10 protein-coding genes are annotated in these 12,905 nt (G+C 47.2%); 7 read left to right on the top strand and 3 right to left on the bottom strand.

The annotated features are described in order from the left end of the window. Positions 1 to 5: 5 nt before the first annotated feature. From BLS03_RS19455 to BLS03_RS19435, 5 genes are read left to right on the top strand one after another with little or no spacing between them, the layout of a single operon-like run. Positions 6 to 1,040 (top strand): TRAP transporter substrate-binding protein, encoded by a 1,035-nt coding sequence (locus BLS03_RS19455; protein WP_093277998.1) that lies wholly within the window; start codon positions 6 to 8, stop codon positions 1,038 to 1,040. 40 nt (positions 1,041 to 1,080) lie between these two features. After that, positions 1,081 to 1,686: a TRAP transporter small permease gene (locus BLS03_RS19450; RefSeq protein ID WP_093277997.1), complete on the top strand. Its 606-nt coding sequence runs from the start codon at positions 1,081 to 1,083 to the stop codon at positions 1,684 to 1,686. After that, positions 1,686 to 2,981, top strand: a complete 1,296-nt coding sequence (locus tag BLS03_RS19445) for a TRAP transporter large permease (RefSeq protein ID WP_093277995.1) — start codon at positions 1,686 to 1,688, stop codon at positions 2,979 to 2,981. The genes BLS03_RS19450 and BLS03_RS19445 overlap by 1 nt, the downstream gene beginning before the upstream one ends. Before the next feature lie 12 nt (positions 2,982 to 2,993). Next, complete coding sequence (pobA, locus tag BLS03_RS19440; RefSeq protein WP_093277993.1) at positions 2,994 to 4,229, top strand: 4-hydroxybenzoate 3-monooxygenase; 1,236 nt, start codon at positions 2,994 to 2,996, stop codon at positions 4,227 to 4,229. Positions 4,230 to 4,254: 25 nt separating this feature from the next. After that, positions 4,255 to 5,514 carry a gallate dioxygenase gene (locus BLS03_RS19435; RefSeq protein WP_093277991.1) on the top strand — a complete coding sequence of 420 codons (1,260 nt, stop codon included), beginning with the start codon at positions 4,255 to 4,257 and terminating at the stop codon, positions 5,512 to 5,514. Positions 5,515 to 5,631: 117 nt separating this feature from the next. On the opposite strand, the gene BLS03_RS19430 is transcribed toward BLS03_RS19435, so the two are convergent. Together BLS03_RS19430 and BLS03_RS19425 are read right to left on the bottom strand one after the other, a co-directional pair. Continuing rightward, positions 5,632 to 6,198, bottom strand: coding sequence for a porin family protein (locus tag BLS03_RS19430; protein WP_093277989.1), 567 nt, complete (start codon positions 6,196 to 6,198; stop codon positions 5,632 to 5,634). Between the two features lie 370 nt (positions 6,199 to 6,568). Next, positions 6,569 to 7,321, bottom strand: a complete 753-nt coding sequence (locus BLS03_RS19425) for a TSUP family transporter (protein WP_093277987.1) — start codon at positions 7,319 to 7,321, stop codon at positions 6,569 to 6,571. A gap of 133 nt (positions 7,322 to 7,454) precedes the next feature. Here BLS03_RS19425 and BLS03_RS19420 point away from each other — a divergent pair, with 133 nt between their 5' ends. Continuing rightward, complete coding sequence (locus BLS03_RS19420; protein WP_093277985.1) at positions 7,455 to 8,837, top strand: aminotransferase-like domain-containing protein; 1,383 nt, start codon at positions 7,455 to 7,457, stop codon at positions 8,835 to 8,837. A gap of 165 nt (positions 8,838 to 9,002) precedes the next feature. Further along, the gene (locus BLS03_RS19415) at positions 9,003 to 10,367 is read left to right on the top strand and encodes a diguanylate cyclase domain-containing protein (protein WP_093277983.1); all 1,365 of its coding nucleotides are present in this window, start codon (positions 9,003 to 9,005) and stop codon (positions 10,365 to 10,367) included. 468 nt (positions 10,368 to 10,835) lie between these two features. Here BLS03_RS19415 and BLS03_RS19410 read toward each other — a convergent pair whose 3' ends face one another. Beyond that, positions 10,836 to 12,899 (bottom strand): glycosyl hydrolase family 28 protein, encoded by a 2,064-nt coding sequence (locus BLS03_RS19410; protein WP_093277981.1) that lies wholly within the window; start codon positions 12,897 to 12,899, stop codon positions 10,836 to 10,838. Between the last annotated feature and the right edge of the window lie 6 nt (positions 12,900 to 12,905).

Genomic DNA, 12,905 nt, shown 5'->3' with positions numbered 1-12,905 from the left:
CGAACATGAAAAAACTGACTGCTCTAACCTGTGCATGTGCACTGGGTGCGGCGCTTAGCACCGCCAATGTAAACGCTGCTGACCTCACTTTACGTTTCGGCCACTTCTGGCCAGCTGTCTCGGCGGCGCAGAAAGACATTTTTCAAGCTTGGGCTGACCAAGTCAAAGCGGATTCAGACGGAAAAATTAAAGTCGATATTTACGCCAGTTCAACTCTTGCCAAACCACCTGCGCAGTACGATGCCGTAACCCACCGTATTTTGGATGTCACCGCCACAGTGCAAGGTTATACCGCAAACCGTTTCCCCCTAACCCAAATAGTCGAACTGCCAGGCGTCGTCAAAACCGCAGTTGAAGGATCGTGTGTGATTCAAACTCTCTACGATGAAGGCTTGATTAACTCCGAATACAAAGACACCAAACCACTGTTTTTGTTTACCCACGGTCCTGGCATGCTGCACATCAAAGGCAAAAAAGTCGAAAAGCCCTCTGACCTTGCCAACTTGCGCATTCGTCGCCCAACCTCTGTGGTCGCCAGCTTGCTAGAAAAACTTCAAGCCCTGCCAGTTGGTATGCCAGCGCCAAGCTCTTATCAATCACTGCAACGCGGTGTGATCGACGGTGTAGCGCTGCCATGGGAAGGCGCAACAGTATTTAAAATCAATGAACTGGCGGACAACCACACCGATATTGGCGGCCTGTATTCACTGTCGTTTATCGTCACCATGAATAAGGATGTCTACAACGGTCTTGCGCCAGAACTCAAAGCCGTTATCGACAAAAACTCCGGCATGGCGTGGTCGCTCAAATCCGGTCAATCCTTTGATCAACTCGATGCCAAGGGGCTCGCCGAAGCGAAGAAAATGGGCGACAACATCGTCACCGTCAGCGCAGATGATATTGCCACCGATTGGCAACCAGTACTCGATCAAGTCACTCAAGAATATTTGGACGACCTCGAAGCCAAAGGTTTACCAGCCAAAGCGGTTTACAAACGTGCCATGGAATTAGCCAGCACCAGCTGCGCAAACCCATCTTAATCACTGATTTTATTGACGATAATTCGCTGGGAGTTGTCTTATGCTGATCATTAAACAAAGCATTAATCGCCTTGCTTATATCATGCACATCATCAGCGGCACGCTGTTGGTAGGCATGATGCTGGTCACATTGATCGATGTGGTCACGCGCACCCTATATGGCTTAAGTGATGGCGCGATTGCACTGACCTTTATTGGTGGAGTCGAACTGATTAAATACGGCCTGCTATTTACGGTATTATTTACTCTGCCGCAGTCGGTTGGCGACTCCCAAGTGATTGTCGACTTATTTACCGACACCATGAGTGAGCGCATCAAAACCTATTTGGAGTCATTTTACCTGCTTGGCTTTGCCTTACTTGGTGCTGGCATGACCTATCGCTTTTACATGGCAATTGAAGATGCGATTTTAAGCGGTGAAACCACCCAAGATTTACTCATTCCGATGGCGTGGATTTATCGTATCGTGGTATTTGCCACCAGTATACTAACCCTGCGTTGCCTATTACTGACTTGGGAGCTGATTCACTCTTCCCTACAGCCAAGTGCGCCAATATCTGCCACCACGCAAAGCGCAGAAAGCCACACTCATTCTAACCACCAGCCACATAAAGCGGCGCATCATCCACATAAAGAGGTGCTGTAATGGACGCTTCAATGATTGGCTTTATCTGTATCGTAATCATGTTAATCATGATTGCCTTTCGCGCCCCGATTGCGCTCTCCATGGCGGTAACCGGCTTTATCGGTTTTGCCTCGATTGTGGCCTTTCAACCGGCGGTGGCGATTTTGGATAGCGCACCCTTTGATGCGCTGTCGAACTACAGTTTTAGCCCGATTCCAATGTTTATTTTAATGGGCGTGTTTGCTTCCAAAGCGCGCATGTCTCAAGAGCTGTTTAACGGTGCCAAAACCTTGTTTGGCGCATGGCGCGGTGGTATGGCACTCGCAGCGGTGACCTCATGTGGCATCTTCTCGGCCATTTCTGGTTCATCGTTGGCAACCGCCGCCAGTATGTCACGGGTTGCTCTGCCGGAAATGAAACGCAACGGTTACTCGGTATCGCTCGCCACTGGCACTTTAGCGGCAGGCGGCACCCTCGGCATTATGATTCCACCTTCAATTGCGCTGCTACTGTATGCACTGATCACCGAGCAATCGGTCGGCGATATGTTTATTGCCGGCGTAATCCCAGGTCTACTTGGACTGGCACTGTACTGCGTTGCGATTGCCGTCACGGTGTGGATTTTTCCAAACCTCGCCACTCCGGGCCAAAAAACCTCGCTGGTTGAAAAACTGATCGGTTTAAAAGGCCTACTGCCATTTACGTTGATTTTTGCGTTGATCATCGCTGGAATTTACGCCGGTTTTTTCACCCCAACCGAAGCGGCAGCAATTGGCGCCTCGTTAACCCTATTGATGGCAATTGTTCGCGGCATGACTTGGGCGATGTTTCTTGATGCGATCAACGAAACCTTGTCTATTTCGGCGATGATCTTCTTTATGATCATCGGCGCCGAAATCTTCGGCTTTTTCCTCTCGGTATCACGCATTTCGTATTCGCTGGTCGACTACGTCAATGCGCTGCAACTCTCCCCTTACATGGTGCTGTTTACGGTGTTGCTACTGTTTATTTTGCTCGGTTGCGTAATGGACAGTATCGCCATGTTGCTGCTTACTGTGCCAGTAGTATTTCCACTGATTCAAGCCGCCGGATTCGACCCTATCTGGTTTGGTATTGTCGCAGTGATCACCGTTGAAGTTGGGTTGATTACACCGCCTGTAGGCATGAACGTGTTTGTGATTAAGTCACTCGATAAAGAGCTCAATATTACCGACATCTTTAAAGGTGTGGTGCCGTTTGTCCTCTCTGACGTAGTACGCCTGGGACTGCTGATTGGCTTTCCATCGATTGCGCTAGTCCTACTCAATCACGGATAACAGGAGCCGATAATGAAAACTCTCAACACTCAAGTTGCCATCATTGGCTCTGGACCATCGGGGTTGTTGTTAGGCCAGCTACTGGCCCAACATGGCATCGACAACATTGTTATCGAAAGGAGCAGTGTCGAGCACGTACTGAGCCGCATTCGCGCTGGCATTTTAGAGCAAGGCTTTGTCGATTTACTCCATCAAGCGGGCTGTGCAAAGCGCTTAACCGAACAAGGCATCGAGCATCACGGCATCTATGTCAGCGTTGACGGCCAAAAGCATCATCTCAATCTCAAACTGCTCACTCAAGGAAAAGTGGTGACCTGTTACGGCCAGACCGAAGTCACTCAAGATTTAATCGCAGCTCGAAACGCCAGTGCCCAGCGCAGCTTTTATTCAGCGCCTGTGACTGAGATTCACAACCCAGAACGGGGACAGGCGCATGTGGAATTTGAGCATCAAGGTCAAGCTTATCGCATCCAGTGTGACTTTATCGCAGGTTGTGATGGCTTCCATGGCGTATCTCGTCCAAGTATTCCCAATGACATACGCCGTGAATTTGAGCGCGTCTATCCATTTGGCTGGCTTGGTCTACTTAGCGATACACCGCCAGTGAGCGAAGAGCTGATTTACTGCAAGCATCCACGTGGATTTGCCCTTGCCAGTCAGCGTTCACTTACTCGCTCTCGTTACTATTTACAAGTATCCAACCAAGATAGGGTCGAAGATTGGAGCGACGAACGGTTTTGGCAAGAGCTCAAGCGTCGTTTGCCGGAACAAGACGCGGCGAAGCTGCAAACAGGGCCAAGTATTGAAAAAAGCATTGCGCCACTGCGCTCATTTGTGTGCGAGCCGATGCAATATCGCCAGCTATTTTTGGTTGGCGACGCTGCGCACATTGTACCGCCCACCGGAGCCAAAGGGTTAAATCTCGCAGCGTCCGATGTTGCTGCGTTGTATCAAGTATTAAGTGCTTACTACGATGGTGAGCCGCGTGAAGTATTAGATCAATACTCTCCACTGTGTTTGCGCCGTGTCTGGAATGCCGAGCGTTTCTCCTGGTGGATGACATCCATGCTGCACCATTTTGACCAACAGGAGTCGTGTTCGTTTCTCGATCGCATGAGCGATTCAGAGCTCAATTTTTACTTAGAAAATCAAGCTGGCAAGCAGCTGATTGCTGAGCAATATGTCGGTTTACCCTACGACCAAATAACCCTTTGCAACTCACTTCACGCCGAGAAAACAATAAAATAAAACGGCGCACACAAGGAAGATAGACATGGCCCAAATCATTGGAGGCATCGGTGCCTCCCATTCCCCGACCATTGGTTTTGCCAAAGACAACAACAAAGCCGACGATCCTGGTTGGAAACCGATCTTTACCGGTTTTCAAGTGGTACAAGACTGGGTGAAACAGCAACAAATTGATGTAATGTTTATGATTTTCAATGACCACATTACCTCGTTCTTTTTCGATCACTACTCTCCGTTCGCCCTCGGCGTTGACGACAGCTACCACACCGCCGACGAAGGGGGCGGCCCGCGCCAATATCCGGCGGTTAAAGGCCATTTAGAATTGTCTCGCCATATCGCTAATTCATTGATTGCCGATGAATTCGATTTGTCGATATTTCAAAAAAAGCCCCTTGACCATGGTTGCTTCTCGCCACTGTCGATGATTTCGCCTGATGTTCAAGGCTGGTCGGGAAGCATAGTTCCACTGCAAGTCGGCGTGCTGCAATTTCCTATTCCTAACGCCAAACGCTGTTACAAGCTTGGTAAAAGCCTGCGCAAAGCGATTGAAAGTTTTCCAGACCCGGAACTGCGTGTTGCGATCGTCGCCACTGGCGGATTGTCACATCAAGTCCATGGTGAGCGCTGCGGGTTTAACAACCTTGAGTGGGACCAACGTTTTCTTGATCTTCTTGAACATCAGCCGGAGCAATTGGCTGACATGCGTCTTGCCGAATACGCAGAACTAGGCGGATTGGAAGGGGCCGAGGTGATCATGTGGCTAATTATGCGAGGCGCACTTTCCGATAAAGTGCGTAAAGTTCACAGCGCCAATTATTTACCCTCGATGACCAACATCGCCACCGTTATCTATGAAGACTTAGCGGCAAGCTTTGATGAACAAAGCGCCGAGCGTTATCGACAGCACATTCACGCCGAACTTAAAGGCGCTGAAGCACTGCCGGGCACTTACCCGTTTGGTTTGGAGCTTGCGCATCGAGCCTATCGCCTAAATGACTTTTTGCATCGCTTGATTGAACCTGCGCACCGCGAAAAATTCAGTTCGAATCCGCAAGCGCTATTTGAAGAATTTAAGTTAACAGAGCAAGAGCAAACCATGATCGTTGAGCGCCAGTGGATTGAAATGATTCGTTACGGGGTGATTTTCTTTTTGCTTGAAAAGCTAGGCGCCGTACTTGGCGTACCGAATCCGCATATTTACGCCGCGATGCGCGGCGAAGATATCGATACGTTTCAGCGCACCCGCAATGTCGCGATGAATTATTCGGTTTCCGGCGCAAAGTGATCTACAGGTAAATTAAAACATACTCATGTGATGAGTTTAGAGCTTACACTTAATGCAAAAGAGCCACTTAAATTTAGTGGCTCTTATTTATTTTATAATTTAAATAATAGGTAATATTTAGAAGCGATATTCTGCACCAATTGTCGCTTGTTTAAAGTCAGTATTGGTGTCTGCACCATCATTAATATCATTAGCGTCTAGGTCGACATCATACCAAGCGTATTCCGCATTAATTAAGAAATTGTCGGTCACTTTAAAGCCAACCCCTGCGCCGGCAAATACCGCGGTATCATCTTCATCGCCATTAAATCCGGCAATATCGTAATCTGTGGTATACCATAATTGACCACCTTTCGCATAAAGCTCAACGCGATCACCAATTGGCGCGGTTAGTTTTAGCGCGGCAGTATAACCATCAGTTTCGGCGCTTGCCACACTGCCACCATAAGATCCGAAGTCAATGTAACTGCCTTCGACACCAATATAACGGTTTAATTTAAAACCAATTAAAGCCTGCATGACATCATTGTCGTCATCAAAATCATCTTGGCCATCGACTTTCACATAACCATAGTTACCGCCGACATAGACGCCACTTTCATCGTCGAGTACCGCTGCATGAGAAAGTGTGCTGAATGTCGTTAAAGCCATGGTACCCGCTAGAATTGGAAGGATCTTTTTCATCTTTTTACTCCTAGTGATTTTGAAGGTCATCGCCGCTGAAAATAAATATACTCTCAGCAAAGCAATTAATTATTTTGCTTAAGTTATAAAACTGGCTTACAAAACTCATACCATTTAAATCATTTAAAATAAACATCTTAATTAATGGCTAATTATTCAGTAAGCATCCAACATCAAGCAAAACTCCCTATTAAAACTAACAGTAAAAAACCGACTTTTGTTAATTAAACGTCATCAACAAGTTAACATTTAATTATTTATTTAATCAGACGAATTTAATGTAAATAATACATGGTATTTGAATGATTTTCCGACTCAAATGTTTAATGGCACCAGGGTCATTTTATTTATCTTCTTTTTGTATCCATCATTAACTGAAGAACATCAATTTGCTTGAAATGGCGGTGGTCACCAACACCATCGCGATTTTAATCAACCGTCGACCACTACGTAGAACCCATCTCGCCCCTAGTGAACCACCAATAACTTGGCCAATAAACATCGCGATACCTATTGGCCAAATCAGAGAGCCATCAATAATGAAATAGCTCAGCGCCGCTAAATTGCTACAAAAATTGAGAAGTTTGGCATACGCGGTGGCTTTAACTAAATTGAAACCGCGAAGTAATACCAAAGAAATGGCTAAGAAAGCGCCTGTACCTGGGCCAAAAAATCCGTCATAGAATCCAATTAAAGGCGCTAGCGTCAACGCATAGACGAAGGAGCTAGTCCAAGGTTTGGCGTCTAATTCACCAAGATTCGGAGAAAATAAGAAATACAGCGCGAAGCCAATTAAAAGTACAGGGACAACGGTAGCTAGAAACCGACTATCAAGCCAAGTCAGTAATACGCCGCCCAGTATTGCGCCGATGAAACTGGTGACTATCGTTAATTTGACTTTATGCAGCTCTAACTCACCACAACGAATAAAATGCACCGTTGCCGCTAGCGATCCCCCGACCCCTCCGAGTTTATTGGTCGCAATCGCCGCCACTGGTGGAACACCACATAACAGCAAGGTCGGAATAGTGATAAGTCCTCCTCCACCCGCCAATGCATCGATGCATCCTGCCAGTACCGCTATCGTAAACAGCAATACAATAATGGTTAACGAATAGTCCATAATTCCTTTTCTCCTCAGCATTGACGTTAAATCTATCTGCATAACGCTAATCAATTGTGGAGCAAGGAAATAGTTACAGATCTTAGCTATCTGTTGTATAACAGATTTTTAGTGACTGTTAAGCGAGCGAGAGATGGGCCGACTCCCACTATACCAACAGATTGCCGAGCAACTTAGGCATGCAATTGAATTGGGACATGTCGCACCCGGCGCAAAGTTGCCTTCAATTCGTCAATTAGCCGCCGAATATAAAACCAGTGCGCTAACCGTTATGAATGCTTTGCGTCGCCTCGAAGATCAGCTTTTAGTCACTGCTAAACCTCGTTCTGGTTATTACGTGCGCCGTATTGACAACAAGTGTCCCCGACAGCCAATGATTCACCAACCGCTCAACCACAACAAGCAATATCACCTACAGCAACTCCGCCTTCATGAACGCAGTGGACTAACTCTGTCAAACGGCCATATCGATCTCTATCCCGTAAAGCGCCTCAGCCAAATCATGCGTCAGCAAATATACCGCCACCCAGAGTTACTTGGCGGTTATGTAAGCGGACAAGGCTATTCACCACTGATAGAACAGATTCAACGTCGTGCCTTGGCCTACGGATGCAGTTTTGAGCGAACTGAGCTCCTCATCACCCATGGCGGTTTAGAGTCACTGTCTTTAGCACTACGAGCCATAACCCAGCCAGGTGACAACATTCTCGTCCAAACGCCAACCTACTTTTTCATGTTGGAACTGGCTCGCGAGTTAGGATTGAACTGTATCGAAATTCAAAGTGTTGAACATCTTGATCAGCAATGTATCACTCACCACCCCACTGCTTTGGTTTATACCGCCAATTTTAACAACCCTGATGGCGCGCTACTTACAGACAGCGATAAACAGGCTTTAGTGACGATTGCTGAACGTCACCATGTCGCGGTGATTGAAGATGACGTCTATGGAGATGTGCATTTTGGACGTTCAAGACCAAGGCCACTACGAGCTTTTAGTCCACATGTCATCCTTTGCAGCAGTTTTACAAAAACCTTAGCGCCAGGAATTCGAATTGGCTGGATAGCGGCTAGCGGTTGGCAGGCGCAGATTGCCGCTCTAAAACATTCAATGACCAAAACCACCGCTATATACCCCCAAGCCGCGATTGCAGAGTTTCTCAGTAACGGTGGCTATGATGCTCACCTTCGGCGTCTGACCAGCAAACTGCGTGAATATCGAGACAAAATGCGGCACACAATACTTGAGCACTTTCCAATCGGCACACAAGTATCCATGCCAGAAGGGGGCTATGTCTTATGGGTATCACTACCAAATACAGCTGGCTCAACGCGAGCCCTATTTGAACTCGCCACCAGCCAGTCAATCAGCTTTGTACCCGGCTATCTATTTTCAACCGATTCGCGGTTTGACCACTGTTTAAGAGTCAATTTTGGCTACGGCTTAACACCTCAAATCGAGCAACAAATCCAAGCACTAGCAGCAGTTATACACAGTCAACTTGATGTAAATTGAGCTCAATAACTTCCCTCTCCCATTTCTCTAAACTCCGTAAAAAGCGTGTTTGCGGATTCAAACGGTGACTTTTTGACTAAGCTAACAGAAAGTGATTGATCTTCTGGTACTAATTATGCAGGGTGAACGCTGTTCTCTAATTCGAATGCTTTAGCTGAGAAAATCATGTTTTCAAACACAATTAGAAAGAATAACTTGCTGTTTTCATTGTTGTCGGTGGTGTTTATCGTGCTCGCGGTTAGCATCATTAACGGCCTCTCCGGCTACTTTGTTAACAATGAAACCGCCAAAGTTGAGCGAGTTGTGACTAAGAACCTCGCCTTAGTTCGCTCCAAATTTGAAGCCACGCTATTTATGGATACTTACCTTGCCGACAGCTTGGCAACCGTCGTCACTATTGATCCCAAATTTGCCACGGATAATTGGCAAACCATTGCCGCCAAACTGCTACAAAAAGCCCGCTTTGTGCGCAACGTCGGTCTGGCGCCGAATAATGTCATCAGCAAAGTCTATCCAATTGAGGGCAATGAAGGGGCGATTGGGTTTGATTTTCGTACTCAACCCAATCAACTGCGTACTGTACTGCTAGCCAAGCAAACCCAGCAAGTGATCATTGATGGGCCGTTGACTTTGGTCCAAGGTGGCACCGGGCTGATTGCCCGTTACCCGATTTTCTCTGACTATCCCATAAATCAAACTTATTGGGGGACCGTTAGCGTAGTCATGGATTACGAAAAGCTGCTGGAAGATATTGGGATCAAAGATTTCAGTGGCGCGCAAATTGCCTTGCGTCAACCGTCTGCATCGAACTCAACAGAACGCGTATTTTATGGCGATAACACCATCTTTGAAGGACCCGATGTATTGTACTCGGTGATGCTCCCCAATGGCAGTTGGGAAATGGCGGCCAAATTTAACTTATCGGATATGGAACATATCCAAGATACACGCCTGATTGTCAACTTTTTTGGCTATAGTGTGGCCTTTCTGCTCTACACCATTATGTTTTTGCACTATCGCAACTATCGCCGCGTGCACAAAGCCTCGCTGCATGATGAACTCACTCGCCTACCTAATCGACGCTTTATGCTGTCGCTATTGAATAAGCAGATGAAACCCAGCGATACACCGCAGCCGTTTGCCCTACTGAATATCGACCTCAATGACTTTAAGCGCGTTAATGACGAACTCGGTCATGAAGCGGGAGATGAGCTGCTCAAACATGTCGCAAAGGAACTGCAAGGCTGCGTTCGTAACAGTGACACGGTAGCCAGATTTGGCGGCGATGAATTCATTGTTCAGCTGCAAAATGTCGCTACTGTCGAGAACGTTGAAGTGGTGATTCATAAAATACGTCAAGCGCTTGAAGGGCATGTATTGCATTGGGGTGAAGAGCAGATCCAGCCATCGCTGAGCATCGGCTATACCTTTTACCATGGTCAAAGTACCAATGTGAAACAGCTATTGTCTGAAGCCGATCAAGCCATGTATCAGCAAAAATCTCTATATAAACCCAAAGCGGCTGTTTAGCTTCAGTGCGATAAAGATAAAAAGGGCGTCTCGTCCTTTTTTATCACCTCAATCACATAAAAATGGGTACTGGCATCAATCACATCGCCTACAATCTCAACTAAACATCCACTATGCGGTAACTCTGAACTAGTCACCTGTGACAGACGCAAGTCAGCGCTGGACATTTTTTCCTCATTCTCAGTTTCAAAAATCCCATTCAAGCGTTGAACAGATTAATGATAAGCCCCTAATAATTATCACAATTAAGACACCCCTTTAGAACTACGCGGACTTATTCTATTTGGTAGCAGTGAGTTAATTGGCCTCCCCTGACAGACGGTTAGCTCAATGCTAATCGTGTTTAAGGTCATGTTTTTATTATTAATATTGACCAATATTCACACACTCCCCCTAAGGAGCAACCTTATCCCCCATTTGTCCTAAGGTTGCTCCTTCCCTTTTGCTCTTTTAATCAAAAGATGCGGGTTACTCCTCCTGCGGTTGCGGCGTCACGTCGTCAAACGTGACGTTTTCTGAATCACTTATCTGCCAAGGTGAGTCATAACCCGATTCCCAATTTTCAAAACTCACATGGCTAAAAGTTGCATCCTTAAAGCGGCTAATGTCGGTGACTTTGCTGTTGCGAATCGCAACGTGGTCAAAGACGATATTTTGGTGATAATTGGCCGCATAATCCAAACTGCTGTCACTACCATCGTAAGCATCGCTGTGAATGACCGCTTTCGCCGACGCACTGGCATCAACGTTATCAAGTGTGACGTTTTGCACTGTGATGTCGTGAAAATACGCTGCACTGTCAGCATTGGTATATACGTTGTCTCCTGCGCTGTAACTGAGCGTAAAAATAAAGCCGTTACCTTTACCGCCACGATTGTCGATTTCTACGCCGTTGATCTCATGAGTATTATCCGTGCCGATGTCTTTCATCGCGTTGTCACGAAATACGATATCGCGCGCACCGCCGCCGGTTGCAGGGGTACTTTTCAGGCGCAAGCCGTTATCGGTCATAAACGCAACGTTCTCTTCAGCCAAGATGTCTTCAATCCACGCACCAGTGTGGCTGCCTGCCACTAGCACCCCATGGCCTTCGCGGGTGTAGTTATTAAATACCCAGCCACCTTGCGTTGGGTTGACATCGTCGAGCGAGGAATCGTAATCGGCACCTTGCCCGGCGGCGAAGTTGATGCAGTCATCGCCACTATCAATAAAGTTAGCGAACACCAGAAAATCGGAGCTATTACCAAACTCAACCCCATCGGCGTTGTTGATATCAAAGGTTTGAGTGGTGGTGTAAGCAAACACGGTGTTTTCGTTTTCCAAGAACATGATGCCGTGATATGCCGGGTTATGCAGTGTCAACTCGCCAAAGTATAAGTTGGTGACACCGCGAAACGTGGCAAGGCTGGAGCGGCGATTTGAATACAGGTCTCGGTTGATCTGCTCTTGATATTCGACTGTCGAGACATCGCCATCCCACTCAGGATAAAACTCTTGATAACCCGCCACCATTTGATTTTTGGCCAGTACACCTAAGGTGTAGACTTTTTCGCGGCTGCCGGGCGCGTGATAAGGCAAGGTGTTGCCCGCTTCATCAGCAGTCTCTCCGCTCACTTGCCAACCGCTACCATCCAGCGTACCGCCACCAGTGACGCGAATGTTTTCAAACACACCACGTCGATGATCATAACCATCTTGAGTGTCATTGGTGGTGTTCATATGATCGCTACTGAGCACGTTAAGTAACGATGGCGGACGCCGAGAGTCAGTGGAGTTGGTGCGATAGCTGTAAAGCTGGTAGCCCTGACTGAGCGGATAATCCTCGCTGCTTTGCGAGCCTTGTAAAGTGGCGCCAGTTTCGATTTCAAAGGTCATGTTACTGGCAAGAAATAGCGCCCCGGTGACAAACACTGCGCCATTGCTGTCATCGGCAGGCACCACCACCTTACAGCCGTATGCGGAAGTCGAGCTTGCGGCACAAGCATCTATCGCGCTTTGAATCGCGCTGGTATTGAGGGTGGAACCATCACCAAGGGCACCATAATCGGTGATATCCACCACTTGGCTAAAACTTGCGGTCGTTACGCTTACCACAGGGCTTGGCGTGGATTCTTGACCGTCACTGTGCACCGCCGCCACGCTAAATTGATAACCGGTTGCGGGCGTTAAATCGGTGACTTTGAAGTTTAAATAAGTGGTTTGATGGTGAAAGTTATCGCTGTCTTGTTGCTCAAATACATCGATGTAAGGTTTGGCTGGGTTGAACTCGGTATTGTTGTCGCTAGCAAGGCCAAGCGACTGGCCATTCATATAGACGCGATAGTCGACAATATCGCTGTAATCGTCGGGTTTGTCCCATACCAGAGTGACACTGGTGTCATCATAAGCCAACGTGGGCACATAAGGCGCACTCATTACGCTCGATTCACTGCCAGTATCGGTGCTCGAATCTGGATCGACATCGGCTTGGCAACCGGTCAGTCCTAAACTTGTGGCGGCAAATAATAATACAATCTCGTTTGGCACTTTCATTTATTA

The organism is Vibrio xiamenensis (genome assembly GCF_900100015.1).
GTDB classification, from domain to species: Bacteria; Pseudomonadota; Gammaproteobacteria; order Enterobacterales; family Vibrionaceae; genus Vibrio; species Vibrio xiamenensis.
The sequence above is the reverse complement of the archived record's forward strand: the minus strand, read 5'-3'. Positions and strand labels throughout refer to the sequence as shown.

Bases quoted from the DNA above. Each gene is read 5' to 3' on its own strand.
- BLS03_RS19455 (WP_093277998.1), top strand. From the start codon at position 6: ATGAAAAAACTGACTGCTCTAACCTGTGCATGTGCACTGGGTGCGGCG.
- BLS03_RS19450 (WP_093277997.1), top strand. From the start codon at position 1,081: ATGCTGATCATTAAACAAAGCATTAATCGCCTTGCTTATATCATGCAC.
- BLS03_RS19445 (WP_093277995.1), top strand. From the start codon at position 1,686: ATGGACGCTTCAATGATTGGCTTTATCTGTATCGTAATCATGTTAATC.
- pobA (WP_093277993.1), top strand. From the start codon at position 2,994: ATGAAAACTCTCAACACTCAAGTTGCCATCATTGGCTCTGGACCATCG.
- BLS03_RS19435 (WP_093277991.1), top strand. From the start codon at position 4,255: ATGGCCCAAATCATTGGAGGCATCGGTGCCTCCCATTCCCCGACCATT.
- BLS03_RS19430 (WP_093277989.1), bottom strand. From the start codon at position 6,198: ATGAAAAAGATCCTTCCAATTCTAGCGGGTACCATGGCTTTAACGACA.
- BLS03_RS19425 (WP_093277987.1), bottom strand. From the start codon at position 7,321: ATGGACTATTCGTTAACCATTATTGTATTGCTGTTTACGATAGCGGTA.
- BLS03_RS19420 (WP_093277985.1), top strand. From the start codon at position 7,455: ATGGGCCGACTCCCACTATACCAACAGATTGCCGAGCAACTTAGGCAT.
- BLS03_RS19415 (WP_093277983.1), top strand. From the start codon at position 9,003: ATGTTTTCAAACACAATTAGAAAGAATAACTTGCTGTTTTCATTGTTG.
- BLS03_RS19410 (WP_093277981.1), bottom strand. From the start codon at position 12,899: ATGAAAGTGCCAAACGAGATTGTATTATTATTTGCCGCCACAAGTTTA.